Raw genomic sequence first — 26304 nt, forward strand, 5'->3', positions numbered from 1 at the left:
TTTCGAAGTCACCTTTTTGTCAGCGCCGATGAGGAGTTTTTATCGGCGTTGCAAATCTTCGTCTGAATAAAAAACTCGATCGCCTTCGATCCTGGCGGGTGACGTATATGGGTGTTCCTGGCATTTGTCCGGCCCCATAATATGCAGCACTGTCCAGCCCCTGGCCTTGAGGTAGTCAGATACCATAGCGCGATGGCAACGCCACCAAACGGCTTCGGCGCACATGTATGCGGTTGGATGTTGCAAAGCGAGCCGTTCAAGTTGGGCGGCGGCCTGTTCAAAGGCTTCGGTTTCCATATAGTCCGCATAACCCCTGAACGAGTCATTTCGCCATCGGTTGTTTGGCGTGTCTTTGTTTGCTTTCCTCCTGCCACCAAGTCCGCTTAAATGTACATAAGCTATTCCGCTTTCCGCCAGGGAGCGTTCGAGGTTACCCTGATCAAACTGCGGAAACTTACGCGAGCCCGGAAGCCTTCGGATATCAACCAGGTTTTTGATGGAAAAGGATTGCAGCATCGCCATAAATTCGTCCAGCAGATGATCGGAATGTCCGATGGTGTAAACAACTTGTTTATCGGATGGCTTCACAAATGAGTTAACCGATAATAAGCCAGATTGTTCGGTACACGTTTGGAGCTTGGCCTGATATTGGTTACCTTGGGCTGCCAAAGTAACTTGCCCCATGAAAAATAGCGTTGCCTTGTTTTTGATGCTCGCCGTAGCGATCTGGGCCCACGGCCAGCCTACGGACCGGCGAGACACGGTGCCGATCGTACCGCGAAGCAGTTGGGAGGCCCAGCCCGCGAAGCCGTTTAAGCAACACGTACCGGTGCAGATTACGGTTCACCACGAAGGGGGAAAGCGGTTGATGCCGTCGGATGATGCCAGGCAGCGACTGAACAATATCCAGCGCTGGTGCATGGGGCCCGACCGCAATTGGGCTGATATACCCTACCACCTCTTGATTGCCGCCGATGGAACGGTATACGAAGGGCGGAATCCGCTGACCATGGGGGAAACGAATACCGACTATGATCCCACAGGGCACCTGCTCATCTGTTTTCTGGGAAATTACAACGAGCAACAGCTGGACGAGAAGCTCCTGCAGGTACTGATCGACCTGTTGGTTGACTCGTGCATAAAATATAAGATATCACCCACGGCTATCTCCACCCACCGCGACCATAGCCAGCAAACAGCCTGCCCGGGGGAGGATATCTATGCGTACTTCAAAAGTGGCTATGTGGTCGATGAAGTGAAGGAGCGGATGGACAATTGATGGCGTATCATTTCCTTTTCGGTGTCTGTCTTGCAAAGGTGAAGCGCCCTTGTCAAAAACTCGGTGGTTTTAGTTGCATCAACGGGTTTATAAAGCTCCGCTAACAGGATGTAATAGAAATGATTGGTATGCAGGCCGAGCTGCTCGGCCTCTGGTATGGCAGCCCGGTTTCCATGCACCTTTGAAAATGCCCATATTCGGTTTAACGCTACAACCGGAGCGGGTTTTACCAGTAACAAAGCATCATACAACTTCAATATGCAGGTCCACTTATCGGGGTGGGTATTGTCAACGGTATGCCAATAAGCGATGCTTGCTTCGATGTAATACGGTGACGAGATATCCCATTGGGATGCCTGCTGCAGATAATAAAATCCTTTTTCGATGAATTCCGTATCCCAGCGGGCGCGGTCTTGATCGTTATATAAAACGGTATCGCCATTTCCCGAACGTCTCGCGTCTAACCGGGAGGCGTGAAAGCACATCAACGACATCAACGAATTGGTTGTGTGGTTGTTTGTAAGCCGGTTATCTAATAATAAATAGGCCAAGTTGAATGCCTCAACGCAAAGTTCTTTTCGAATAATGGAATTGTTGCTTTCCGAATAATAGCCCTCACTGAACAACAGGTAGATCGTTTGGACCACACTGTCGAGTCGTTTGTGGATTTCATGTTCATCGGGCATTTCGAGCTTGATCTTGGCGGCATAGAGTTTTTCTTTTGCCCGCTGCAAGCGCTTATGTATGGTTTCTTTGTTGGATAGAAAAGCGTCTGCTATTTCACCTAATCCTAAACCGCAAAGTATGCGTAACGCCAGGCAAATTTGGGCTTCCGTTGAAATGGCCGGATGACACAGCGCAAAAAGCATTTGCAGTTGGCTGTCCGAGATGTTTTTGTCCGAAAAGTCGATCGAGGTCTCATCAAATCGATGGGTATTGGCTAATTGCTCGCTTACGATTTTGTGGAGTGTATGTTTTCGTGTCAGGTGGTTTTTCAATTTGTTTTTCGCTACGGTATAAAGCCAGGCGGTGGGGTTTGGGGGCAGCCCTTTGTATGGCCAGGTATTCAGTGCTGATAGAAACGTTTCGCTGACCACATCTTCGGCGGTTTCCAGGTATTCCATACCGAAGGTTTTGCTGAGAACAGCCACCATTTTACCATATTCGGTTTTGAACAGGTGCGGAATGATATCGGTCTTATCCATTTTTTTAACGAATAAGCTCCCGAAGAATCGGGAGCTTACTTTGGCTTTAATGGGTTACGATTTGACGGACTTCTACCGTATTGCCCTCTCCTTGTAGAATGGGTGCGCCTTTGGCAAATTCAGCGGCTTCGTCTGCCGATTCCGCTTTGACGACAATGTAGCCGCCGAGCGTTTCTTTGATGTCGCCAAAGGGACCATTGGTTACGAATTTTTGGTGATTGACGACTTTGGCGTCGTCAAATAACAGCCCGGTACCGCCCACAAATTTGTTTTTTGCAGCAATGCTATCCACCCACTCCATTTGTTGTTTCATCCAGTGCTGCATTTGCTCGGGTGAAACCTTTCCGTTCATGTTCTCGTGCCTGAAAAGAAGAATGTACTCTTTCATTTTGTTGTTGTTAAATGGTTACGTATTGTTTGAACTACACCCCAATAACAATTTGCTCCCGTCGAAAGGGACACTCAAACATAAGATTTTTTTATTGTTGTCACCGTATTAGTCTGCGGTCTTGCTGACCTTCGGTTCGCGGAGTATTTCGGGGGAGTGACTGTGTGATTTTCCCTTGTTCTTGGAAAGGCGTTGCCCGTATAGTGGGCAATCGGTTCAACCAATGTATAATGTGGAGGAGGAACCGGGCTTACATTTCATTTTGTCTTAATATTCGAATGCTAGCTTTGCGGTGATTTTGATCGGCAGGATATGGAAATCGACAGTGAAACCCTTTGTGCTATTGCCGAGTCGCTGCATATGGGCGATGAAAGCGTCTTAAAGCAGCTGTTCGAATTGCTGTATGATCGTTTGCTGTATTTTGCGAATCAATATGTTAGCCAGATAACCGTGGCCGAGGATGCCGTGGCCGATTACATCGAACATGATCACGAGGTTCGAGCTGGCGGCGAAAACCGGCGGTTTTTCGACTTGGTGCGCTGGGACCGCCTTGGATGGGTAGACACCGCTGAACTATTGGAAGACCCTGACGCGGTGTAACACGCAGACTTCGGACGGATAAACTTCCAGCGGCCGAGGAATTATTTCCTCCCGCTGCCGCAGATCAAAATTGACAAAAGTTACGGTGTGCTAGTTCAGAATCCGCTATATCTATGAACGTAAAAACCCATTTCCTTTGCCTGCTTCTCCTGTGTGCGGCAGTGCCGCTGCTACAGGCGCAGCATGCGCCATACCGCCTCATCGCCCACCGCGGCGGTGTGGTCAACGACACGCTGGAAGAAAACAGCCTCCCGTCGCTGGTTGCCGCAGCCGCCCGCGATTATTATATGGTCGAGCTGGACGTGCGGATGACCCGCGACTCGGTCTTAGTAGCCCATCACGACCGGCATCTGAAGCGGTATTTCAACAGTGATCGGGAGGTTGGCGAGATGACCTGGCCCGAACTCCACGCGTTGGTTTCAGTCCGTGGCAACCGCGTGCAGCGATTGGAGACCCTATTGGATACCTGCAGGCGTTACGGCATGCAGGTGATGATCGACTGGAAGATCCGCGGCGATGACCTGCGGCCATGCCGCGCCCTGGTCAGCATGCTCGAGGCGCGGTCCCTGCGCGATTCGGCGCTAATCATCCCTTCCGCAGCCGTCACCGACTTCTTCCGGGGCAAGATTAGGCTCAGCTGTACCCGGCAGCAGATCGAAACCTACCAACAGCGGGCGGACTACCATCCGTCTCATTACTACCTGTTTGCCAACCCCACCGCGGAAGACCTCCGGTGGGCAACCGCCCAGGGCGTGATGGTGGTAGGGGTGTTGAACGCCAGGACTAATCAGACAACAGCACACTACCGCGGGGTAGCTGAACACCTCAAGTCGCTGGGCGTCCGGTACGTCCAGCTGGATAGTCAGTTTGATCGACTTTTTATAAAGTAACCGGTAGCGGAGTACCTTTTGAATCCGCAACTCAAGTTGGCGTGGGTGCAGTAAAAAACTTTCCGGTGCTTTCCATGGCAAACAGCAATGACTGAAGATAAAATACAGTTTGCATACTATTGTCCATTAAAATGTGTGTGGAGATGTTGCCGGTATTGTACGCTGTAATTTTCGATCCGTTCAGAAGTGGCGTTTTTTTCGAGGTCGTGAAAGTGGAATCCGGGAATACGTGCCATGCCGGTAAACTGGTTCATTTTATGGAAACCGAAAAGCACGCCGTCATCCACAGAGGTCTGATCGAAAAACTCACCCGCTAGCGTAAAGGCAGTGTCCGGCGCATTCCAGCTGGTAGTCACCATGTAGGTTTTGCCATGCATCAGTCCGCCGGTACCGTAGTTGATCGCGGGGTCTTTCCGCGAGCGCCCGTCACTGGCATAAATGCCGTTGTTATGCCCTGCGGTAAATACCTCGTCTATGTACCGTTTCAGCCGGTTCGGTACCTGGAACCACCAGATAGGGGTATGATAGATGATGGTATCTGCCCACTTGAAGTGCGCTGCCTCGGCAATCGGATCATAGTCATCATTGATATCGGTAATGCGGACGTCGTATCCACGCTCCCTGAGCAGGGCGGCGGTCCATTGAGTAAGCGTTGTATTGAATGCCCCGCCGGAATGAGCAAAGTGCTGCCCACCGTTTATGATAAATACTTTTTTCATGCTTGATGTCTTTATAATGCTTTATGTCTTTACAAACTGATGCAAAGATGGGTAAGTAATGTCTATTATTAAAATAACTTAAATTGTATATTTGTATCATAATAATTATAGATATGCAATTGAATCTGGAATGGTTTCGCACCTTTAAGGCGATCTACGAAACAGGAACCCTTTCCGCCGCAGCGCAGGAACTGTACGTTTCCCAACCGGGCGTAAGCCTGCACCTCAATTCGCTGGAGGCTTATACCGGCAGCAAACTGTTTGACCGAGCCGCCCGTCGCATGGTGCCCACCGAAAAAGGTAAAATGCTTTATAATGTTATCCTGGAGCCGCTGCGCAAATTGGAAGCGGCCGAACAGTTTTTCCACAAACGTGCGCAGTCCGAACGGCCGACGATCAGCGTAGGCATGTGTTTCGAAACGTTCCAGTATACGCTGGAGGAGCATATCGCCAGCCTGCCGTTTAACCTGATCATTAAATTCGGGGAATATCCGCAGATGCAAAGGGACCTGGACAACGGTTTGCTGGATCTGATCATTACCCCGCAGAAAGGAAGCCAGAAAAACCTGCAGTATGTACCATTTTCAAAGGAACGTATCATCCTGGTCGCCGGTAGTGATACGGATACCGCCCCGGTGGAGGTGCTGCTGGAAGATAGCCGGTGGCCGGAGGTTGCCGAATACCTCAAGCACCAGCTGTGGTACAGCACGGCGGCTGATATGGAACACCTGAAAACTTTTTGGTTAAAGAATTTCGGCGAGCATCCCGATTTCCGCCCGAACTACATCGTGCCGAATATCTGCTCTATCATCCGGTGTCTGAGCGCCGGCACGGGCTTTTCCATCATCCCGGAGTTCCTCTGCCGGGAGGCGATCGATGCCGGACAGATCAAGTGGATATGGTCTGGCGACGTGCCGGTGGAGAATATCCTGTATTTCGGTACAAGGAAGAAAACAATGTACGAGAACGAGCTGAGCATGCTGGAAAAATTATTCCGCGAAAAATGGGAGAACACTTAGCGTCAGGGCCTGCAGAAATCCCGAAGCTGGAAAATATTTGCGCAGCAAGAATCCTCGCCTTTTCCGATGGATGTGGCGTGTGCCGACGTGTTAATGAAGCTTCCTGTTTATACTTCGTTGGCTTGCGCTTCTCTGCCAGTTACCGGCTTTTTCAACTGGTATAAGACAACTTAAAATATCGTATACAATAGGGAAAGTGCTTTTTTGAGTTTGGTAACGCAAAGGTGTACCTGGTTTTGAACCGTCTTGCGTGAAATGCCCAGCTTATCGGCAATTTCTTTGGTGGTAAGGTCATCGCGAAAGCGCATGTGATAAATTTCCTGTTGCGCTGGCGTAAATCGGTCGATGAGCTCATCGTGAATTGATAACAGTTCCTGGTAAAGAAGCGAATGGTCCGTGGCTGTATCGGCTTCTTGGAGCTCAGCCAAGGTGGCCGTTAGCGGCGTTTTCCGCTGTTCAGCCTTGATCCAGTTGAGTACGCCATTCTTTACGGCAATAAAGAGGTAACTTCGGATGTTGGTGATTTGGAGCGACTGACGCTTTTCCCAAAGACGAAGAAAAAGCCCTTGGGTGATGTCTTCGGCCAGATTGAGATCTTTCGTACGGGCGTAGGCGAGCTCAAAAACATACGCCCAATATTTTTCGTAAAGGCGATCAAACGAAGCATGGCAGCTTGCGGTTTGAATCAGGTGCCATAGCCGCTTGTCTTCGTCGTCCGTTGATCTATCGAAAGCCATCCTTGCAAAACTGTCCATCGCGCTTATACTTGCTGTTAACAAGATGTTAAGAAACCAAACTTAGTTTCCGCGTGCCGCGGCGGATTACAACCAAGTGTGTGCAATGACAAATGTTGAGTTATTCGGATGCAAATTTTTTGCTGGCTGAAAAAAAGTAAGAAAGTCATGGGAGATTTTCGCATCGCGCTGTCTTTATATAAAAACAAGAATTTATGCGCCCCGACCAGCGATTCATACGCATCCTGAAGCAGTTCCTGACCGGCTATCGCCTGGATGAAGAGGAATTTCGACGTGTGCACGGCGAAAGTGAACGCATACTGCCGACATTGCCCGATGCGGACAGAATCGAATTGAAGCGTCGGATGAAAGCACACATCGATGCCGGGATATCAACAGCTGCACGCCCTGTAAGACGGCTTAGACACTGGTATTATGCGGCAGCTTCCATTGCATTGCTCTGCTGCCTGGCGGGAGCGTGGTGGTTGGCTGCAAGCGATTGGCCAAAGGAAGTGGCTCCCGTGACTGCCGTATTGGCCGACCTGGAACCGGGTAATGACCGCGCGCAACTGATCCTAGCCGACGGCAGGGCGATCCTGCTGGATGAACAGCGACAGGGGCTGCTGGCGACCCAAGATGGCGTGCAGATCCGTAAGGACAAGGAAGGTTCAATCGTGTACTCGGGGCAGCAACCGGCAGGTGAAAGCGCCCTTAACCAGTTGGTGGTACCCCGTGGAGGACGCTATGCCATTACGTTGCCAGATGGTACGCGTGTATGGCTCAACGCCGATTCTAGGTTGACGTACCCAGCCAGTTTCCACGGTGCTAAACGTGAGGTGGAGCTCATAGGCGAAGGCTACTTTGAAGTGGCACATGATGCAGACTGCCCCTTTGTCGTAAACGTGCGGGATGCGGTAGTAAATGTGCTGGGTACCCGGTTCAACATCCGGGCGTATGATGACCTGCCACTGGAAACGGCGCTTTTGGAGGGCTCCGTGGCCTTCAACCGCGGTGCGGCAAGCCGCGTGCTGAAACCCGGTGACCAGGCCGTTGCAGGCGTGGATGGTTCATTTGCCGTCGTGCCGGCTAACCTGGAAAAAGTAATGGCGTGGCAAAAGGGGTATTTTTATTTCGAAGATACCCCGATCCGGAATATCATGGATGAATTGGCCAGGTGGTACGATGCGGAGGTCGACTATAAGGGCGACTTCGGTGACCTCACCTTCGGCGGAATGGTGTCTAAGGCTGAGCGTATATCCACTATTCTGAACATTATGGAACGGACAGACCAGCTGCGGTTCCAAATCGAACAATCAACAGGAAAAGGAAGGAGGATCACCGTGCTGAAAAAATAACCACACGTGGGGAACTTACCAAAAAACCCGGAAGCGTTGGCGCGCCCCCGGGCAGATGCTTGGAAGTTTCCTTAAATCGATTGCGAACAATTTTATTCCACTTCAAACATCCAAAGATATGAATTTATATTCATTCGGTACGCGACACGATACCCTACCGCTGTACCGAAAATGCTTACTAATCATGAAAGCTACAATAGTTTTTGTTTTAGTCGCCGTGCTGCAGGTTACTGCCCGCACGCATGCACAACCATTGACGCTCAATGAGCACAACATTCCGTTGCGGCAGCTGATCGAGAAGATACGCCAGCAATCGGGGTACGATTTTTTCTACGATGCCAAACTGATCAAGGCAGTACCGCCGGTGACCATCCAAGTGCAAAGTGTGCCGCTGCCTGAGGTGCTTACAGCGATTTTTGATGGACAGCCACTTACGTTTTCGATCGCTGACAATGCGGTGGTGATCAAGGCAGCACCACTGACCGGTCCCGCTGCGGCGAAGGCTGTGCAACAGTCCGTGAGCGGAATGGTGCGCGATGCGGAAGGACAACCCCTGGCCGGGGCGACGGTGCGCCACAAAGGGGGCGACCGTACCGTGATCACTGATGTTAATGGGCGGTTTCAGTTCCCGGGGCTTCCGCAGGATGCCGTGCTGACGGTCTCCTACACCGGGTATCTGGCGCAGGAAATTGCCGTATCAGGCGGGGAAACGATCGACGTTGTCCTCCAACAACAGGTGATCAGCATGGAAGACGTTGTCGTGGTGGGCTACGGCACGCAGCGCAAAGCGGATGTAACGGGGGCCATCGCCTCGGTAAGGGGTGCTGAGCTGGCACGGGCACCGGTGGCCAACGTGAGTAGCTCATTGGCGGGGCGCGTGTCAGGTGTGTTGGCGCGAAGCAATTCTGGAGCGCCGGGCGGCGATGAGGCAACCATCCGGATACGGGGTATCAACACCACGGGAAGTTCGGCGCCGTTAATATTGGTAGATGGCGTACCGATGGACTATAACCTGCTCAACGTGGATGACATTGAAACCGTGACCGTACTTAAGGATGCCGCGGCTGTGGCGCCTTACGGGCTAGCGGGGGCAAACGGCGTGGTGCTGGTCACCACGAAGCGCGGAAAGGCCGGCACCTTTTCCTTCGCCTACAATGGGTACTATGGCTATCAAACCCCAACGGCGATTCCGACATACCTCAATGCGTTTGATTACGCGTCTACGCTCAACCGGGCAAATGCCAATGTGGGCAATGCCGAGCCCTTTGATGCCGAGGTATTGGAGTTGTACCGCAATGGCTCCGACCCGGACCGCTTTCCGAATACGGATTGGGTAGGGCAGCTGGTCCGCAAGCATACGCCGATGACGAAGCATTCCCTGACATTCACCGGAGGTAGCGAGCGTATCCGGTTTTTTGGAAGCGGTGGCTACCTGGCGCAGGAAGGGGTGGTCGAAACCATCGATTATAACCGCTATAACGTGACGGCCAACGTGGATGCCGATGTGACGAAAACCACGAAATTCCTGATCGACGTAAATCTGGTGGCTGGCGCGAGCAATGCGCCGGCCGGTGTGGCGCCGGCATCGCTCTTTTCCACGGCGAAGGAAACACCGTCTATCTTCCCGATTCAATACAGCAACGGTCTGCCGGCCCATGCGGTGCTGCCGTCGATTTATGACAGCGGATACGACCGCGAGCGCAATAACGTAACCAACCTGCGAGCGGAAATTGAACAGCGGATACCGTTTGCCGACGGGCTCACCTTGCGCGGTGTTTACGCGTACCGAAAGGTGTTCGATACGCGCAAAACGTGGAGCTTGCCGCTTACCTTCTATGGGCTTGACGGCAATAATGATTTCGTGCCGCTGCAGACCGGTCCTAATTTGCCGACGCTCGAGCAGGGGGTAGATGAGCGCTACGCCCAGACCATCCAGCTGTATGCGACGTATAAGAAGACGATAGGCCGCCACAACATCGATGGACTCGTGGTCTACGAAAACCGGAAGGGTACCGATGGAAGTCTCAGTGCATCACGCATCAATTATACGGTGCCGCTCGACGAGATCGGGCAAGGCAGTAGCGATCGGGCCGATTTCAACAACGACGGCTCGTCTGCACAGTGGGCACAGGAAGGTTGGGTATACCGGCTAAACTACGCTTTCAACGACCGTTATTTGCTGGGTGTTTCGGGCCGGTATGACGGTCATTACTATTTTGCTCCCAGTAAACGCTATGCGTTTTTTCCGGCTTTCTCGGCGGGATGGCGCATATCGGAGGAAAATTTCCTTAAAGATCGGATAGATTGGCTAAGTGAGCTGAAACTTCGGGCGTCGCACGGTAAATCCGGCAACCTGGCGGGCTCGGCATTCCAATACTTGACGGCCTATGGCATCAAGAGCGGATACGTGTTTGGCGGTACCAACCCCACTCAGGTGCAGGGCATCTTCGAACGGGCACAGGCCAACCCCAACATCACGTGGGAAACCGCCCTCAAAACCGATGTGGGACTGGATGCGCAGTTTTTTCGCAATAAACTTTCAGCCACCTTTGACGTCTTTTTGGAACGCCGGACGGGTATGCTGATGCCGCCGGCTACGACCGTGCCAACTGAGTACGGCATTGGTATCGCCCAGGTCAACGCGGGCGAAATGGAAAGCCGCGGACTGGAGTTCAGCGTAGACTATAAGCACAATACCAGTGGCGGCTTGGCATTTCAGGTGGGGGGTAATTTTTCGTATGCGAGCAATAAAGTCATCCAGACGTTTGAAAATCAGGCGACCTATGACAATCCGAACCGCCGCCGCACGGGCAGGCCATGGAATACCCGATTCGGGCTGCAGGACGACGGACTATACCAGCAAGCGGATTTCGATGGTGAGGGTAACCTGCGGGATGGGTTGCCCGTGCCGACTTACGGACGGGTGTACCCGGGCGATATCAAATATAGCGACCTAAACGGCGATGGCCGCATCGATATCAACGACGAAACGGCTATCGGTAAGCCGCAGTTTCCGGAAATCATTTACGGAGTCACCACGATGATGGTTTGGAAAGGGTTCGACCTGCACGCGTTGTTTCAGGGAGCGGGCAATGCCAGCCTTTACCTGGCCGGCGATCTGGCGTACCCGTTCTTCAACGGTGCTACCATGGCGCACTATCAGCTCGACTATTGGTCCCCCGAAAATACGGGTGCCGATTTTCCGCGCCTTACGCCGGCACCGGTGACCAACAACGAGCAGACATCGTCGTTTTGGATTCGGAGCGGTTCATACCTACGACTGAAAACGCTGGAGCTGGGGTATTCCATCCCGCCGTCAGTACTGGCGCGTGTTGCGGTGCGGCAGGCGCGACTGTCGCTATCGGGCCAGAACTTACTGACGTTTTCGTCATTCAAGCACATCGATCCGGAAATGAGCCAGAACCGGGGGCGCTACTACTTCCAGCAAAAGGTCTATACGCTGGGTGTGTCGCTTAATTTTTAATTGGAACGGGAATTTCACCATAAAGAAGATGAAACCAACACATTATATCCTTGCCGTTGCACTGCTGTGCACCGGTGCCTGCAGTGAGAACGCTTTGGAGATTACGCCGACCGACCGGCTGAGTGACGCCGTCGTTTGGGAGTCTCCGACGACCGCAGGCTTTGTATTGAACGATATCTACGATGCGCTCAACGCGGGGCCTATCGTGGGCACGTGGCTCCACCTGCCCAGCCAGATCAGTAACGATCCGCTCGACAATTTTACGGATAACGCGGTATCCGGTCCCGTAGCGGGCATACCTTCGCGGCAACTGTTTGATAACAACAGCTACAATCCGTCCAACCCGATTTTTGACCGGACATGGAACATGATGTATGCCAACATCCGCAAGTGCAACCTGTTTGTCGAAAAGGTGAAGCAGGCCTCCTTCGATGAAAGCCAGAAGAAAGTCTTGTTGGCGCAGGCTGTTTTCCTTCGGGCCCATTTTTACAAAACATTGATCGACCTCTACGGGGGTGTGCCACTCATCGTTGAGGTACTGGATAATACGACGCAGGGCGACGCGATTTTCCGGCCACGTAATACGTATGAGGAGTGCGTCGCCTTCCTGGTGGAGCAGGCCGGTCTGGCCGCGGACGACTTGCCTGAGTCGTGGAGCGGTGCTGACGTGGGGCGTGCCACCTGGGGGGCAGCCATGACGCTAAAAGGAGCGGCCCAACTGTATGCGGGGCAATGGCCGGAAGCTGCCGAAACCAACAGGGCAATCATGGAATCGAAGGTGTACCGGCTGTTCCCGGATTTCGGCGGAATTTTCCTGCCGGAAAATGAAAACAACGAGGAGATCATCTTTGACGTGCAGTACGCGCCGGTGATCCGGAATATCCGTACCCACCAATTCTGGGGGGCATTATGGGCGGAAAAAGGATCGGGCTGGTCGGCCATGTCACCTTCGCAGAACCTGGTGGACCAGTTTGAATTCAAAGACGGTAAGACGGAGGCGGAAGGCTCGGCGATGTTCAATCCGGACAAGCCGTACGACAACCGCGATGAGCGGTTTTATGCCACCATTCTGTACGACGGCGTACCGTGGCAGGGCCGTACGTACTACACGCGGTTGGGCATTCCGAACAATTACAACGAGTTTACGCCCACCGTATCTGGCAATGGCAATCCGACGGGCTACGGGCTCCGAAAATTGCTCGATCCTACCTTGATGCCGCTGAACAATAACCTGAATGGTTCGAATGCAGTGATCTATCGGTACGCAGAGGTATTGCTCAACTACGCCGAAGCGCAGAACGAGGCGAATGGGCCGGACCAAAGCGTGTACGAAGCCATCAACGCACTCCGCGACCGGGGCAATCTGCCGCGCCTGCCGGAAGGGCTTAACCAAACGGAGATGCGAAACCGCATCCGCCGTGAACGGCGGGTGGAACTTGCCTTCGAAGGTAAATATTTCTACGACCTGCTGCGCTGGCGGGCAGCCGAGGAGGTGTTCAGCCAACCGGTGAGGGGCATGAAAATCACGGGCAGCAGCGATAACCTGAACTATGAAAAGGTGAACGTGCGCACGATTACGTTCGATCCATCGAAGAATTACCTGATGCCGATCCCGCAGGATGCCATTGATCAGAATCCGAAACTGGAACAGAATAATTATTAAGGCGATGCAAAAGGTTTTAAAACACAGAAAAGGCAGGATTGACGTATTGGCGGCAGTCATGCTGACCCTGGGCGCGGCGTTGCGGGTGGACGCGCAGCATGCAGCGGCCCAACAGGTTGACAAACCCAATATCGTGTTTATTTTGGCGGATGATCTCGGATACGGAAGTATCGGCGCATTCGGGCAACAGCTCATCCAGACGCCGAACCTCGACAAACTGGCACGGAACGGTATGGTGCTGACGGATTTTTATGCCAATCCGGTGTGTGCTCCTACTCGCGGCAGTTTGATGACGGGGATGCATACCGGCGATGGACTGGTACGGGGGAACCTGGAGTTAGGTAGTTTCGAGAACTGGGAGGAATTCGGCCAGCTTCCGTTGCCCGCCAACACGGTGACAATTGGCACAGTGCTCCAGGCGGCGGGCTATACCACGGCGCTGATCGGCAAATGGGGACTGGGTGGGCCGGGTTCAACCGGCGAACCCCATCGACAAGGGTTCGACTTTTTCTATGGGTATCTCGACCAGAAACAGGCGCATAACTACTATCCGGACCACTTGTGGCGCAATGGGGTGTCTGAGCCGATTCCTGGTGCGGTAGCCAGCGCCCACCAACGGCTGCCGGAAGGTGCCGACCCGAAGGATCCGGCAAGCTACGCGAACTACCGGGGCACCGTTTACGCGTGCGATACGATGACGGCGGAGGCGTTGCGGTTTATCCGCAACCACCGCGACCGTCCGTTTTTCCTGGAGATGGCGTATACCTTGCCGCACATGGCGCTGCAGGTGCCGGAACGTGCGCTGGAGCCCTACCACGGAAAGTTTGATGATAAGCCTTACACCGGGCCGGGATACCTGCCGAATGCGACGCCGAGGGCGACCTATGCGGCGATGATTACGCTGCTCGACACGTATGTGGGACAACTGGTGCAGGCGCTGGAGGAAAATGGGTTGCTCAACAATACGTTGATCGTGTTTACATCAGACAATGGGGCGGCTACCGGTGGTGGGGCCGACCCCGATTTCTTCGATGCGAGCGGGGGACTGCGCGGCCGCAAGGGTTCGCTTCATGAGGGCGGTATCCGCGTGCCGTTTATCGCCGCATGGCCGGGAAAAATCCCAGCCGGAAGTCGGTCGGACCACCCGCTGGCGGTTTGGGATCTGTTGCCCACCTTTCTTGAAGCTGGCGGCTCGCCGACACCGGACGGCATTAACGGCATTTCGTTCTGGCCGGTGCTTAGCGGCAACTCGGCACAGCAACAGGCCCGCACATTCCTGTACTGGGAGTTTATGGAGCGCCGAGGGGAACAGGCTGTACGGTTTGGCCGTTGGAAGGCCATCCGTAAAAATACACGTGCGCACAAGGGGCAAAGCCCCATCGAATTGTACGATCTTCATGTGGATCGTGCCGAAGCGTACGACATCGCGGCCCAACACCCCCAACTGGTGCACCGGGCTGCTCAATATTTTGCTACACGTGCGCGGGCGGCTTGGCCCGCTTGGAACCCAGATACACCTCAAAGTAACCCAAATCCTTGACCATGATACGATACGATTTAATAGCTAACTATACTTTCCGTCCGCTCGCCATGGCGTTGCTGCTGCTCTTGGTCGAAGCATTGCCCGGCAACGCGCAGGAACCGATGCATACCATGGATTTTAAACAGCCCGATGAGCTGAAAAGTTTTCTAAGGTACCAGCCCGATCGGCCGGTGTTAATCAGCGCCCATCGCGGCGGGGCTGCACCCGGCTATCCGGAAAACAGCATCCATACGTTTGCCCGGACCCTTTCGTATACCCCAGCGTTTATGGAGATCGATCCGCGCTACTCGAAAGATGGGCAGGTGGTGCTGCTGCACGACGATACCCTGTCGCGCATGACCACCGGACGCGGAAAGGTCATCGACCATACGTTGGCCGAATTGCGCCAGCTTTACCTGAAAGATGTGGACGGCCGGACCACGCCTTTCGGTGTGAATACCTTGGCTGAAGCGCTCGAATGGGCGAAGGGGAAAACTGTATTGATTCTTGACCAGAAGGGTATATCCGCGCTTGAACGCGCCAAGTTGCTCGTGGCGCATCATGCAAAGACCCACGCCATGCTGATTGTGTATAGCGTAGAAGATGCGGTTGCGGTATACCGCTTTGATCCGGAGATCATGATGGAGGTGATGGTACCTTCATTGGAGGCACTGGCCGAATTCCAGGCAGCGGGCGTGCCGATGGAAAACATCGTGGCTTTCGTGGGCCACAAGCCCCCAAAGGACCCGGCAGTGATCGCCGGCTTGCAGGCGGTCGGCGTAACGCCTGCCCGTGGTACGTCGTTCGAGCTGGACCGGGCGTATGCCAGGGGGCGGATTTCGCGGGCTGAGCTGCACGCAGGATACCGCGCACTGGTAGCCGGTGGCGTGGCTATGCTGGAATCGGATCTGGCGTCGGAGGCGGGAATGGCGGTACAGGCTGTCTGGGATGCTGCCCCGAAAAGTGAATCTGTTGAACCGACCGATCATGAATAGACGCACAACCGCTAAATTACTGCTGGCGGGGGGCGCCCAGCTGCTAGTGGGTGGTTTGTTGCGCGGGGCAGTACGGGGGATCGCCGGCACTCCCGTCGGCAATCCCATCATCGGGTTGCAGACCTATAGCTTGCGGGATCGGCCGTTTACGGAGGCGGTAGCGGCGATGAGCCAGCTCGGTATCGGCCATTGTGAGCTGTGGGAAGGTCATGTTGAGCCGTGGGAATACCGCTGGCGGCGCGGTCTCTCGGCCGAGGAGCAGGCTGAAAGCCGGCGCGGCCTGGCCGAATGGCGCCAGCACGTGGCAATGGAGGCGCTGGGCGAAATCCGCAACCTGCTCGGGCAGGCCGGCATCCGCATGGTGGCATACAACGCCACATTCAAAGACGGGATAAGCGACCACGACTTGGACCTGGCTTTCCGGATCGCCGTGGCGTTGGGCGTCGATACGATCAACAGCTCGGCTACGGTGAACGTGATGCCGCGGGTCGACAAATGCGCGCAGCAGTACGGCATCCGCGTAGGGTTGCATAACCATGCGAATGTGCACGATCCGAACGAGTTTGCAACGCCGGAAAGCTTTTTCCGGGGGCTGTCCGGACGCTCTGACTACATCGGTATTAACCTGGACACGGGGCATTTCACCGCGGCCGGATACGATCCGCTGGCATTTATCGAAGCGCACCATGAGCGCATTTTTAGTATACACCTCAAAGACCGCCTGAAAGGCCAAGGTGCCCGCGTGCCTTTTGGTATGGGTGATACACCGCTTGCCGCAATCTTACAGCTGATACAACGCAAACAGTGGGCAATACCGGCATGTATCGAATATGAATATGAAGGCGGCGAAACCGTGGTCGCGATCAGGCAGTGCCTGGATTATTGCTATGAATCCCTTAATCAAAATAGCTCGAAATGAATTCGAATGCAACGCATACCAATCGACGAACGTTTGTCAAACAGGCCGCTGCTTTAGCTGGCATTTCCATTTTACCCCGGCACGTATTGGGCGGACGTGGCTACCACGCCCCGAGCGATCAGGTGACCTTGGGGTTTATCGGTGGTGGACGGCAGGCGCTGTCGCTGCAGCGTTCGTTTGCGAAGACCGGACGGGCGAAAATTGTTGCCTGTGCCGAAGTGTACCGCGCGAAACTGGCGCATTTTGTCGCGCAGTTGGACAGCTATGCGGGACAAACAGCGGCTTCCTGCCGTTCGCTCATTGATTTCCGCGAGCTATTGGCGATGGAAGGCGTCGATGCGGTGGTCATCGCCACGCCGGATCACTGGCATGGGGTGATGGCTGTCGCCGCAGCCCGGGCACGAAAGGGGATTTATTGCGAGAAGCCGCTGGCATTGACGGTGGGTGAGGGGCGGGCTATCGTCGACGCTGCCGCCCGCTATGATGTGGCATTCCAGACGGGTAGCATGCAGCGTTCGGCGCAGGAATTCCGGCAGGCAGTAAACTTGGTGCGTAATGGAGTTCTGGGCCACATTCAGCGTGTCACCGTCAACATCGGCGGGCCGCCTAAGCCCTACGACCTACCGAAAGAGCCGATCCCTGCCGGCCTCGACTGGTCATTTTGGCTTGGGCCAAACGAGCCGGTGCACTTCAACCATGAGCTTGCGCCGGTTACCGGCGACCCGCTATGGGCACGGTGGCGGTACTACGAGGGCCTTGGCGGTGGCGATATGACCGATTGGGGTGCGCACATGTTCGATATCGCTCAGTGGGCGCTGGACATGGACGGGAGCGGACCGGTGTCGGTAGAACCGCAGGTAATTGACGGGAAGCCGCAGCTGATGTATCGGTATGCCAGCGGGGTGACGATGGTTCAGCGCGATCATGAGCCGGGCCGGCATGTGGTTTTCGGGGGCACGGAAGGGTCATTACGGGTGCAACGCCGCAAGCTGGAGACGAATCCGTCTGGATTGGCGAGCACCGTGCTGCGGGAAAACGCCGAGCGAGTATACCACAGTGATAATCATTACGTGGATTTCTTGAATGCGGTTGTGCACCGCTCGCCTACCATATGCCCCCCGGAGACCGGCCATCGGACCAATACGGTTTGTGTACTGGGCAATATTGCTTATCGGCTGAATAGGGCGCTGATCTGGGATCCCACACGCGAACGTTTTGCGGACGATCCCATGGCCGACGCATTGTTGACACGTGGATGGCAAAACGGCTGGGTCTAAGCGAATGATGTTTTTATTCGACCTGATGCAGCTCTCAGTTCTGTTTTGCTTCCGCGTAAACGTCTCTAGGTAAACCATCAACTCCATCGAAATCGGAAAGTTCGTGCCGTCTACCGTGCTGGCCCTAAAAATCGCTAAGGTGTTCGATACCACGGTAGAGGAAGTATTTGCATTGGAACCAGAAAATTGGCGGTAACTCACGTTTACGAAAAAAACTTAGTGAAAGCTTCGCTTTTTACGTTTGACGTATTATTTTTGCCGCACCAGAAAAACATACGCTACGGATTAAAAAACAAGACTAAGATAAATAACCATCTACCAGGTTTCTTTGCTTAATACGCTATTGGCGTAAACAACCTTACCGTGTAGATACTAAAACAACACTCATGAAAAAAGCTCTACTTTTTTTGGTGGCCAGCGGCTGCCTGTATGCGAATGCCCAGGTGGGTATCGGAATTGAAAACCCGCAAACAGGTCTTCATGTGGCCGACAGCGCGGTGGCGTTTACCAAGGTTGGCGACGTAGAAGCCTCCAGCATAGCACCGATTAGCGGCGAGGGTCGCCGCCTGATGTGGTATCCTGAAAAGGCGGCCTTCCGGGTAGGGTATGTTGGCAGTTTCGGTAGTACGTATTGGAATGCCAATAATGTGGGGAACTATTCGTTTGCTTCAGGAAGCAACACCCGCGCTGCTGGTGCAAATTCCGTTGCCATGGGATTGGCTACGACCGCATCGGGCAACGAGTCCGTCGCACTTGGAAATAATGGTACAGCCAGTAACGAACGGGCGTTTGCCTTTAACGGCACGGCTTCGGGCATAGGGGCGGTAGCGATCGGATCGGGCGCTCAGGCGACAAACGATGATGCACTGGCGATGGGGCCGTCATCCATAGCCGGTGGTTTGGCTTCCATTGTGATCGGCCCATCGATTGCAAACGGCAACTTTGCGGTGGCGATTGGTTTACAAAACAGTGCGAGCGGACAGTTTTCAGTGGCGATCGGCAAAAATGCACGCACAGCTCGCAGGCAGGGGGCTATGGTGTTGGGGGATGCCTCGGCCAGTTTTTCGAGCGACAGTGTATACGCCACTGCTAATAATCAGATGACCATGCGATTTGCGGGAGGATATCGGCTGTTTACCAACCAAGGACTCACTTCAGGTGTGGAAATGGTCGCCGGTGGCGGCTCGTGGAGCAGCGTGAGCGACCGCAATAAGAAGGAGAATTTTCAGGAGATCGACGTCGAATCGATTTTACAAAAAGTTGCGATGATTCCCGTGACGCGTTGGAACTACAAGAGCCAGCCGACCGACCAACAGCACATCGGCCCCACAGCGCAGGACTTCCATACGGCGTTCCAGCTGGATGGCGTGGGTAACGACACGACCATCAATACCGTGGATATCGATGGCGTAAACATGGCCGCCATCCAGGCGCTTGAAAAACGGACGGCTACGCTCAAAGCGGAAAACGACCAGCTGAAAGCGCAATTGGAAGCCGTGCTGGTACGGATGACCGCACTCGAGCAACAAATAGCAGACGCGGCGAAAGATACTCGGATACCCACCGAATAACCTAAAATATACGCATGAAACGTAGTTATCCCTTTGCGTGGTTAAGCGCTAAGATGTTCGTTGCGTTGGGCTGGTGCATTCTGGGATGTATGTCGGCACAGGCGCAATTTACAGTAATCAACAGTAAAGTGGTTGTTAAGCCGAACACGCTTTTTTCAGTAGAAGGCCTAACGTTTAACCCCGCAGCAGAAATAACGTTTACAAAAAATCAGCTCCGGAAGTCTGACGACCCGGTAGACTATGCCGGGAGCCCCTCGGTAAACCAGGTGTTTGTGTTTGGTGCACCGTTCGCATACACGGGTATACTGCGGTTCCCGTATACGGACGCTATGCTGAGTGGCGAGCCTGCCAGTAACCTGAGGTTGATCTATGCCCCGGAGGAAGGCGGGCCATTTACCCTGATTCCCCAAACGGTGGTGATCGAAAGCGAGCGATTCGCGGAATATAATTTTGAAACATCGACGACGCTACAGCAGCTCAGTGCCCTGGCGGCCGATGTGATGCCGCCGGTGGTAACAGCAATCCAAGTGAGCGGCACGCCTTTAGCCACAGCGGAAGCGGTCCAGTTTACCGTAGTCTTTGATGAGGTGCCAGCAAATGCTTCGATAACGGATTTCTCAATCACCGCAAGCGGAACGGCCAGTGGAACGATTGCCAGCATATCACCGGTAAACGCCAATACGATAACGGTAACCGTTGACAATATCGCCGGCACCGGTGCCCTGCGGCTGGATGTAAAGGCCAACTCGGGAATTACGGATACCGAGGGCAACGGCAACGGTACCAACGGCTATGTGGCGGCGTTTACTTCGGGGGAGGAACACGCGGTAGACCGCGAGGCGCCGGATGCTCCCTCGCAGCCGGTGTTGGATCCGGCGTCGGATACAGGCACAAGCAACAGCGACGGCATCACTAGCGACAATACACCTACATTAACGGGAACCGCGGAAGCGAATAGTACCGTGAGACTTACATCGGATGCCGACGGCGTACTGGGGACTGTCACGGCTAATGGTAGTGGCATGTGGGCCTTTGCGCCGGGTACGCCACTGACCGATGGTCCACATGAACTGACCGCCACGGCGACGGATGCCGCAGGTAATATGAGCGTAGCCTCGGCAGCGCTGACCATCGTGATCGATACGGAGCCGCCTACATTATATATCAGCAGTGACATGACTGCGCTGAAAGCTGGTGAAACCGCTGAGCTGACGTTTACGATTAGTGAGCCGGTAACGAGTTTCTCGGCCGGTGATGTGACGGTATCGGGCGGCACGCTGTCTGGTCTTTCTGGCAGCATCACCGATTATACGGCAACGTTCGTCCCCACCGCGAACACGACAGTGACGGCCACAGTTGACGTAGCGGCGGGCCGCCTTACCGATGCGGCGGGCAACGGCAATACCGCGGCCACGCAGCTAACCATTTTGGTGGATACCGATATCCCCGATGGCTATACGGTATCCATCGACCAAGCAGAGATCACGCTGGTGAACCAATCTGCCCTGAGTTTCACCTTCAGCGGCGCAGAAGTGAATACCACCTTTGACTATACGATAACCAGCAGTGGAGGAGGTACGCCGATCTCGGGCAGTGGTACGGTCGCCGACGCCGGTGAGCAGATAACGGGCATCGATGTGTCCGGCCTGGCCAACGGCACGCTGACCGTGAGCGTTACGCTCACGGATCCGGCGGGCAACGAAGGAAACCCCGCCACGGATAACGTGACCAAGAGCGTTAATCACCCGCCGCAGCTCACGGCCTCCGGTGGCCTGGCCACTTTCACCGAACCGGTAAGCGGTTCCCCCGAGCCGGTGGCGGTCGATGACGGGCTTTCGGTCTTTGACCTGGACAACGAGACGCTGGCTTCGGCGGTGGTGGCGATAGCCGGAAACTTTCAGGCGGGCGAGGATGTGTTGGGTTTTACCAACAATGGTTTAACGATGGGCAATATCGCGGGCAGCTACAATGCGGGTATCGGCTCACTGACGCTCACCTCGGCGGGAGCAACGGCGACTTTGGTGCAATGGCAGGCGGCACTCCGGGCGGTGGCCTATAGCAATACCTCCGCGACGCCGAATACCGCGGCACGCACGGTGAGCTTTACGGTAAGCGATGGCGTAGATAACAGCGCCCCGGCAACACGGACGGTTAACGTGGTAGCGGTGAATACCGCGCCGGTGGTTACCCTACCGGCAACCATAGCGTTGGTTGAGGATGTATCCGTTGCCCTCACGGGCATCAGCTTTGCCGACGCGGATGCGGGGGCGGCACCGGTCACGACGACTTTCTCGGTTCCGGCGGGCTCGCTGGCGGCGACCAGCGGATCGGGAGTGACAGTCGGCGGTACGGGCAGCGCGCTGATATTGACCGGGGCGATCGCAGACATCAACGCATTCATCGCTGCGAGTGGCCTAACCTATACGCCCGCAGCGAACGCGACGGCGGATGTAACGCTGACGGTGAAAATAAACGACAACGGCCACACCGGCCCGGGCGGGGCCCAGCAGGATTCCGGTACAGTGACCCTGCAGATCGCAGCGGTGAACGATGCGCCTGTGATAACGGCTCCCGGTTCGATAACGGTTACCGAAGATGAAGCCAGTGCCATTACGGGCATCAGCTTCTCGGATGTGGATGCCGGAATGGGTATGGTAACCGCTACCTTTTCGGTGCCGAGCGGTACGCTTGCGGCGACCAGCGGCGGCGGCATATCGGTCAGCGGATCGGGAACCTCCGTGCTGACGATCACGGGCACGATGGCGGATATCAATGCCTTTATTGCTTCAAGTAACGTGACATACACCACTGCGCTGAATGCGACTTCAAACGTGGTGCTGACCGTGAATATCAATGATAACGGCAACACGGGATCGGGTGGATCCCAGGAGGATACTGTAACGGTAACGCTGGTGGTAACGGCGGTAAACGATGCCCCTGTGAATACGGTTCCGGGCGCACAGTCGGTCGACCAGGACGGGGTACTGGTATTCAGCACGGGCAACGGCAATGCGATTTCCGTCTCGGATGCGGATGCGGGAGGGGGTAGTATACTGGTCTCGCTGACGGCTACGAATGGGCTGCTGAAGCTGGGAGGTACCACGGGATTGACCTTCATAATAGGTAACGGCACAGCTGATGAAACGATGGAGTTCGAAGGCACCATAGCAGACATCAACCTTGCACTGAATGGATTGTCTTTCATGCCGATGGACGGCTACAACGGCCCGGCGAGCCTGCAGATTGTCTCCGATGATCTCGGGTTGACCGGGGCCGGCGGCAACCAGACGGATACCGATGTAATCGCTATTACCGTCAATCCCATCAATCCGCGAATCACCGGCGTGAATGCACCCGGTCCGGATGAATTGTATAAAATAGGAGACATCATCTGGCTGACGGTCTCGTTCGACCAACCGGTGTTCGTCAATACCTCAGGCGGTATACCAACGCTGTTGCTGGAGACCGGCAGTGTGGACCGTGAGGCTGCGTATATTTCCGGATCGGAATCCAATACGCTGACGTTTAACTATACCGTTCAGGCGGGCGATATCAGTGCCGACCTGGACTACACTTCTACCGGGGCACTGGCGCTTAACGGTGCCACAATACGGAACAGCTCCGCCCTGGATGCGGTGCTGACGCTTCCGGCCCCCGGCAGCCCCAGTTCCCTGGCAGGGCAGCACGATATCGTGATCGATGGCGTGGCACCGACGGTAACATCGGTCGCTGTGCCTGTAAACGGCTATTACCGGGAAGGGGATATCCTCAGCTTTACCGTAAACCTCAGCGAGAACGTGGCGTTGAATACCACGGGTGGCACGCCCTACCTGGAGGTAACGATCGGCACGGCCATAGTGCAGGCGAGCTATGTGAGCGGTTCTGGCACCAGCGCACTGGTATTCCATTACACCATCCAAAGTGGTGATATGGATATGGACGGCATTGCGTTGGGCAGCAGTATCGTGCCGGGCGGCGGCACCCTTCGGGATGCTGCCGGCAACGATGCGGTGCCGGCGCTTAGTAACGCAGGAGGTACCGGCGGTGTGCTTGTCAACACGGCACATCCTTCCGTTACCCTGTCTACCACTGCCGCATCGCCAACCAACCGGGCGTTTGCAGTGAGCATCGTATTCAGCGAAGCGGTAACGGGCTTTTCCCCGGGCGATCTGTCCACCACCAACGCTACGCTCAGTAACCTGCAAACCGCTGACAATATTATGTACACGGTACAGGTAACGCCTTTGGCGGACGGTGCCGTGACGATACAGGTACCGGCGGGCGCAGCCCAGAATATAGGTAATAATGATAATACGGCTTCCAATGCCCTGAGCCTAAAGTATGATGGCACGGCTCCTGCAGTGATTGCCCGGAACGTCACGGTTTACCTGGATGCATCGGGAACGGCTGGTATTACCGCAGGGGATATCGACAACGGCAGTGCGGATGCATCGGGAATTGCCGGCATGGTGCTCAGCCAATATGATTTCGACTGTTCACATGCCGGAGACAATACCGTCACCCTGACGGTCACCGATGCAGCCGGTAACATCGCGAGTGCTGATGCCACGGTGACCGTGGTGGATAATATTGCCCCGGCAGTGGCTGCCCGGGACATCACGGTGTACCTCGATGCGTCCGGAACGGTAAGCATCAACACGGCCGATATCAACAACGGCAGCTCGGATGCGTGCGGCATTGCGACCATCACGCTTAACCGGACCGGCTTCGATCGTAGCCATTTGGGCGATAACACCGTGACGTTGACGGTCACCGATGTGAATGGCAACCGGGCGAGCGCTGATGCCACGGTGACCGTGGTAGACAACATCGCTCCGGTGGTGACTTCGGTGGGTGTGCCGGCCGGCGGTTATTACCGCGAAGGGGACATGATGGACTTCACGGTGAGTTTCAGCAAAATGGTAACGGTTGATGAAAACGCGGGCACACCTTATATGGAGCTCACTGTGGGGACGGCTACCGTGCGGGCAGCCTATGCCGGTGGCTCGGGCAGCGATGCCCTGCAATTCAGCTACACGGTACGTGCGGGCGATCATGATATGGACGGCATCGCCGTGGGCGGTTCCATCGTGCCGGACGGCGGCACGATACGGGATGTGGCAGGCAACGATGCGGTGACGGAACTGAATAACGTGGGCAATACCGGCGGGGTGCTGGTCAATACGACGCAGCCAAGTGTTGTACTGGCCACCGAGGCGGTATCGCCGGTGACTGCGCCGTTCGTGGTAATAGCCACTTTCAGCGAGGTGGTGACCGGGTTTGCGCTGGATGATATCACCGTGGCGAATGCCACATTGGGAGAATTCCAGACGACAGACAATATAACTTATACGTTCCTTGCGACACCGGCAGCCGGAGGTGCGGTGCTGGTTTCGGTTCCGGCCAATGCGGCCTTCAATATCGCCGGCAATGGAAACGGTGCATCCAATGTGTTGGATATACAGTATAACCAGACGATCACGGGTATCACGCTTTCGGACGGCGGCTTCGTCTATGACGGCACGGCCAAATCATTGGCCGTCGTGGGCCCGCTGCCCGTGGGCGCGTCAGTGAGCTATGCGGGCAACAGCCGCACGGACGTCGGTACGCAGGACGTGACGGCTACCATCAGCGGCGATAACTATGAGACGCTGGTGCTGACCGCTACACTGCGGATCACGCCGGCGACACGGACGCTGGCTTTCCCGGTATTTTCAGCGAAAACCTACGGGGATTCTGACTTCGCCGCCGGGGCGAGCGCCAGCAGCGGTGAGGAAATACAGTACGCAAGCAGCAATACCGCAGTGGCGGAGATCACGGCCGGTGGGCTGATCCGCATCAATGGCGCGGGTGAGGCGATGATCACGGCGACGGTGCCGGAGAACGGCAACTACAGCAACCGGCCGGAGGTCGGCCAGGTACTGACGGTGCATCAGGCACGGCAGTCGATCACCTTCAACGCGCCGGCTTCGGTAAACCGCGATGCGGGCAGCCTTTCGCTGGATGTTTCGGCCTCAAGCGGCCTGCCGGTAAGCCTGGCCGTCGATGACGGGCAGGTGGCCACGCTGGAGGGCACGGCGCTGCACATCCACCGCCTGGGCACGGTGACCATCACGGCCACGCAGGCGGGTGATGCCAACCATGAGGCGGCGGAACCGGTGACGGTGACGCTACGGGTCAAGGACCCTTCGTCGGACTTCCCGGTGCGCGTGCACCCGGCGGTATCGCCCAACGGCGACGGCATCAACGAGTTCCTGATGATCGAGGGCATCCGGGATTATCCGGACAACAAGGTGACGCTGCTGAACCGCAACGGCACCATCGTGTGGGAGGCCATCGGCTACGACAACGACCGGCTGGCGTTCCGCGGTATCGGCACGGGGCAGCAGCGGCTGCCGGCCGGCACGTACTTCTATGTGGTGGAGCTGCGCTCGGGTGGCAGCACGGAATACCGGAAGGGGTACTTTGTGCTGAGGTATTAGTGGTGGTGGAAGGGTTTTACGCCTGTTGCTCCACGTCTGGATCCGGGGCGCTGTGCTTCCGTCTCCCAGGCCGTGTCTGCAACAGTCGTAAAACCGAGGGGGTGGAAGATTGGTTTTGGGTGGTGGTGGAAGGGTTTTACGCCTGTTGCTCCACGTCTGGATCCGGGGCGCTGTGCTTCCGTCTCCTAGGCCGTGTCTGCAA

18 protein-coding genes are annotated in these 26304 nt (G+C 55.3%); 13 read left to right on the forward strand and 5 right to left on the reverse strand.

Annotated elements, in window-relative coordinates; genetic code table 11:
• Nucleotides 1–39: 39 nt before the first annotated feature.
• Entirely contained in the window at nucleotides 40–684 is a 645-nt protein-coding gene (locus ACFOET_RS08495; RefSeq protein WP_379021553.1) for a DUF488 domain-containing protein, read from the reverse strand.
• Here ACFOET_RS08495 and ACFOET_RS08500 point away from each other — a divergent pair.
• The gene (locus ACFOET_RS08500) at nucleotides 683–1279 is read left to right on the forward strand and encodes a peptidoglycan recognition protein family protein (protein ID WP_379021555.1); all 597 of its coding nucleotides are present in this window, start codon (nucleotides 683–685) and stop codon (nucleotides 1277–1279) included. The genes ACFOET_RS08495 and ACFOET_RS08500 overlap by 2 nt on opposite strands.
• Here ACFOET_RS08500 and ACFOET_RS08505 read toward each other — a convergent pair.
• Together ACFOET_RS08505 and ACFOET_RS08510 are read right to left on the reverse strand one after the other, a co-directional pair.
• Entirely contained in the window at nucleotides 1240–2484 is a 1245-nt protein-coding gene (locus ACFOET_RS08505) for an RNA polymerase sigma factor (RefSeq protein WP_379021557.1), read from the reverse strand. The two genes, ACFOET_RS08500 and ACFOET_RS08505, sit on opposite strands and share 40 nt — an antisense overlap.
• Nucleotides 2485–2530: 46 nt before the next feature.
• Nucleotides 2531–2872, reverse strand: a complete 342-nt coding sequence (locus ACFOET_RS08510; protein WP_379021559.1) for a YciI family protein — start codon at nucleotides 2870–2872, stop codon at nucleotides 2531–2533.
• Nucleotides 2873–3184: 312 nt separating this feature from the next.
• Here ACFOET_RS08510 and ACFOET_RS08515 point away from each other — a divergent pair, with 312 nt between their 5' ends.
• Together ACFOET_RS08515 and ACFOET_RS08520 are read left to right on the forward strand one after the other, a co-directional pair.
• Nucleotides 3185–3472 carry a hypothetical protein gene (locus tag ACFOET_RS08515; protein ID WP_379021561.1) on the forward strand — a complete coding sequence of 96 codons (288 nt, stop codon included), beginning with the start codon at nucleotides 3185–3187 and terminating at the stop codon, nucleotides 3470–3472.
• Between the two features lie 113 nt (nucleotides 3473–3585).
• A complete protein-coding gene (locus ACFOET_RS08520) occupies nucleotides 3586–4362 on the forward strand; it encodes a glycerophosphodiester phosphodiesterase (RefSeq protein WP_379021563.1) in 777 nt (258 codons plus the stop codon).
• 116 nt (nucleotides 4363–4478) lie between these two features.
• On the opposite strand, the gene ACFOET_RS08525 is transcribed toward ACFOET_RS08520, so the two are convergent.
• Nucleotides 4479–5081, reverse strand: coding sequence for an NAD(P)H-dependent oxidoreductase (locus ACFOET_RS08525; RefSeq protein WP_379021565.1), 603 nt, complete (start codon nucleotides 5079–5081; stop codon nucleotides 4479–4481).
• A 113-nt stretch (nucleotides 5082–5194) separates the two neighbouring features.
• On the opposite strand from ACFOET_RS08525, the gene ACFOET_RS08530 reads away from it, so the two are divergent.
• A complete protein-coding gene (locus ACFOET_RS08530; RefSeq protein ID WP_379021567.1) occupies nucleotides 5195–6100 on the forward strand; it encodes a LysR family transcriptional regulator in 906 nt (301 codons plus the stop codon).
• Nucleotides 6101–6270: 170 nt separating this feature from the next.
• Here ACFOET_RS08530 and ACFOET_RS08535 read toward each other — a convergent pair whose 3' ends face one another.
• On the reverse strand, nucleotides 6271–6855 hold the full coding sequence (locus ACFOET_RS08535) for a sigma-70 family RNA polymerase sigma factor (protein ID WP_379021569.1): 585 nt from the start codon (nucleotides 6853–6855) through the stop codon (nucleotides 6271–6273).
• A gap of 194 nt (nucleotides 6856–7049) precedes the next feature.
• Between ACFOET_RS08535 and ACFOET_RS08540 the strand changes: the two genes are divergently transcribed.
• The 9 genes from ACFOET_RS08540 (at nucleotide 7050) to ACFOET_RS08580 (ending at nucleotide 26102) form a co-directional block, all read left to right on the forward strand.
• Nucleotides 7050–8189, forward strand: a complete 1140-nt coding sequence (locus ACFOET_RS08540) for a FecR family protein (protein ID WP_379021571.1) — start codon at nucleotides 7050–7052, stop codon at nucleotides 8187–8189.
• A 184-nt stretch (nucleotides 8190–8373) separates the two neighbouring features.
• Nucleotides 8374–11673 (forward strand): TonB-dependent receptor, encoded by a 3300-nt coding sequence (locus tag ACFOET_RS08545; protein WP_379021573.1) that lies wholly within the window; start codon nucleotides 8374–8376, stop codon nucleotides 11671–11673.
• 28 nt (nucleotides 11674–11701) lie between these two features.
• Nucleotides 11702–13336, forward strand: coding sequence for a RagB/SusD family nutrient uptake outer membrane protein (locus tag ACFOET_RS08550; RefSeq protein ID WP_379021575.1), 1635 nt, complete (start codon nucleotides 11702–11704; stop codon nucleotides 13334–13336).
• 4 nt (nucleotides 13337–13340) lie between these two features.
• Nucleotides 13341–14876, forward strand: coding sequence for an arylsulfatase (locus ACFOET_RS08555; RefSeq protein WP_379021577.1), 1536 nt, complete (start codon nucleotides 13341–13343; stop codon nucleotides 14874–14876).
• A 2-nt stretch (nucleotides 14877–14878) separates the two neighbouring features.
• A complete protein-coding gene (locus ACFOET_RS08560) occupies nucleotides 14879–15853 on the forward strand; it encodes a glycerophosphodiester phosphodiesterase family protein (RefSeq protein WP_379021579.1) in 975 nt (324 codons plus the stop codon).
• Complete coding sequence (locus ACFOET_RS08565) at nucleotides 15846–16772, forward strand: sugar phosphate isomerase/epimerase family protein (protein WP_379021581.1); 927 nt, start codon at nucleotides 15846–15848, stop codon at nucleotides 16770–16772. Before ACFOET_RS08560 ends, ACFOET_RS08565 begins: the two co-directional genes overlap by 8 nt.
• Nucleotides 16769–18049 (forward strand): Gfo/Idh/MocA family protein, encoded by a 1281-nt coding sequence (locus ACFOET_RS08570; protein ID WP_379021583.1) that lies wholly within the window; start codon nucleotides 16769–16771, stop codon nucleotides 18047–18049. Before ACFOET_RS08565 ends, ACFOET_RS08570 begins: the two co-directional genes overlap by 4 nt.
• Nucleotides 18050–18435: 386 nt before the next feature.
• Entirely contained in the window at nucleotides 18436–19620 is a 1185-nt protein-coding gene (locus ACFOET_RS08575; RefSeq protein WP_379021585.1) for a tail fiber domain-containing protein, read from the forward strand.
• A gap of 14 nt (nucleotides 19621–19634) precedes the next feature.
• Nucleotides 19635–26102 carry an Ig-like domain-containing protein gene (locus ACFOET_RS08580; RefSeq protein ID WP_379021587.1) on the forward strand — a complete coding sequence of 2156 codons (6468 nt, stop codon included), beginning with the start codon at nucleotides 19635–19637 and terminating at the stop codon, nucleotides 26100–26102.
• The last annotated feature ends 202 nt before the right edge of the window (nucleotides 26103–26304 follow it).

Source organism: Parapedobacter deserti (assembly GCF_042646065.1).
Lineage (GTDB): Bacteria > Bacteroidota > Bacteroidia > Sphingobacteriales > Sphingobacteriaceae > Parapedobacter > Parapedobacter deserti.

Bases quoted from the DNA above. Each gene is read 5' to 3' on its own strand.
- ACFOET_RS08500 (WP_379021555.1), top strand. From the start codon at position 683: ATGAAAAATAGCGTTGCCTTGTTTTTGATGCTCGCCGTAGCGATCTGG.
- ACFOET_RS08495 (WP_379021553.1), bottom strand. From the start codon at position 684: ATGGGGCAAGTTACTTTGGCAGCCCAAGGTAACCAATATCAGGCCAAG.
- ACFOET_RS08505 (WP_379021557.1), bottom strand. From the start codon at position 2,484: ATGGATAAGACCGATATCATTCCGCACCTGTTCAAAACCGAATATGGT.
- ACFOET_RS08510 (WP_379021559.1), bottom strand. From the start codon at position 2,872: ATGAAAGAGTACATTCTTCTTTTCAGGCACGAGAACATGAACGGAAAG.
- ACFOET_RS08515 (WP_379021561.1), top strand. From the start codon at position 3,185: ATGGAAATCGACAGTGAAACCCTTTGTGCTATTGCCGAGTCGCTGCAT.
- ACFOET_RS08520 (WP_379021563.1), top strand. From the start codon at position 3,586: ATGAACGTAAAAACCCATTTCCTTTGCCTGCTTCTCCTGTGTGCGGCA.
- ACFOET_RS08525 (WP_379021565.1), bottom strand. From the start codon at position 5,081: ATGAAAAAAGTATTTATCATAAACGGTGGGCAGCACTTTGCTCATTCC.
- ACFOET_RS08530 (WP_379021567.1), top strand. From the start codon at position 5,195: ATGCAATTGAATCTGGAATGGTTTCGCACCTTTAAGGCGATCTACGAA.
- ACFOET_RS08535 (WP_379021569.1), bottom strand. From the start codon at position 6,855: ATGGACAGTTTTGCAAGGATGGCTTTCGATAGATCAACGGACGACGAA.
- ACFOET_RS08540 (WP_379021571.1), top strand. From the start codon at position 7,050: ATGCGCCCCGACCAGCGATTCATACGCATCCTGAAGCAGTTCCTGACC.
- ACFOET_RS08545 (WP_379021573.1), top strand. From the start codon at position 8,374: ATGAAAGCTACAATAGTTTTTGTTTTAGTCGCCGTGCTGCAGGTTACT.
- ACFOET_RS08550 (WP_379021575.1), top strand. From the start codon at position 11,702: ATGAAACCAACACATTATATCCTTGCCGTTGCACTGCTGTGCACCGGT.
- ACFOET_RS08555 (WP_379021577.1), top strand. From the start codon at position 13,341: ATGCAAAAGGTTTTAAAACACAGAAAAGGCAGGATTGACGTATTGGCG.
- ACFOET_RS08560 (WP_379021579.1), top strand. From the start codon at position 14,879: ATGATACGATACGATTTAATAGCTAACTATACTTTCCGTCCGCTCGCC.
- ACFOET_RS08565 (WP_379021581.1), top strand. From the start codon at position 15,846: ATGAATAGACGCACAACCGCTAAATTACTGCTGGCGGGGGGCGCCCAG.
- ACFOET_RS08570 (WP_379021583.1), top strand. From the start codon at position 16,769: ATGAATTCGAATGCAACGCATACCAATCGACGAACGTTTGTCAAACAG.
- ACFOET_RS08575 (WP_379021585.1), top strand. From the start codon at position 18,436: ATGAAAAAAGCTCTACTTTTTTTGGTGGCCAGCGGCTGCCTGTATGCG.
- ACFOET_RS08580 (WP_379021587.1), top strand. From the start codon at position 19,635: ATGAAACGTAGTTATCCCTTTGCGTGGTTAAGCGCTAAGATGTTCGTT.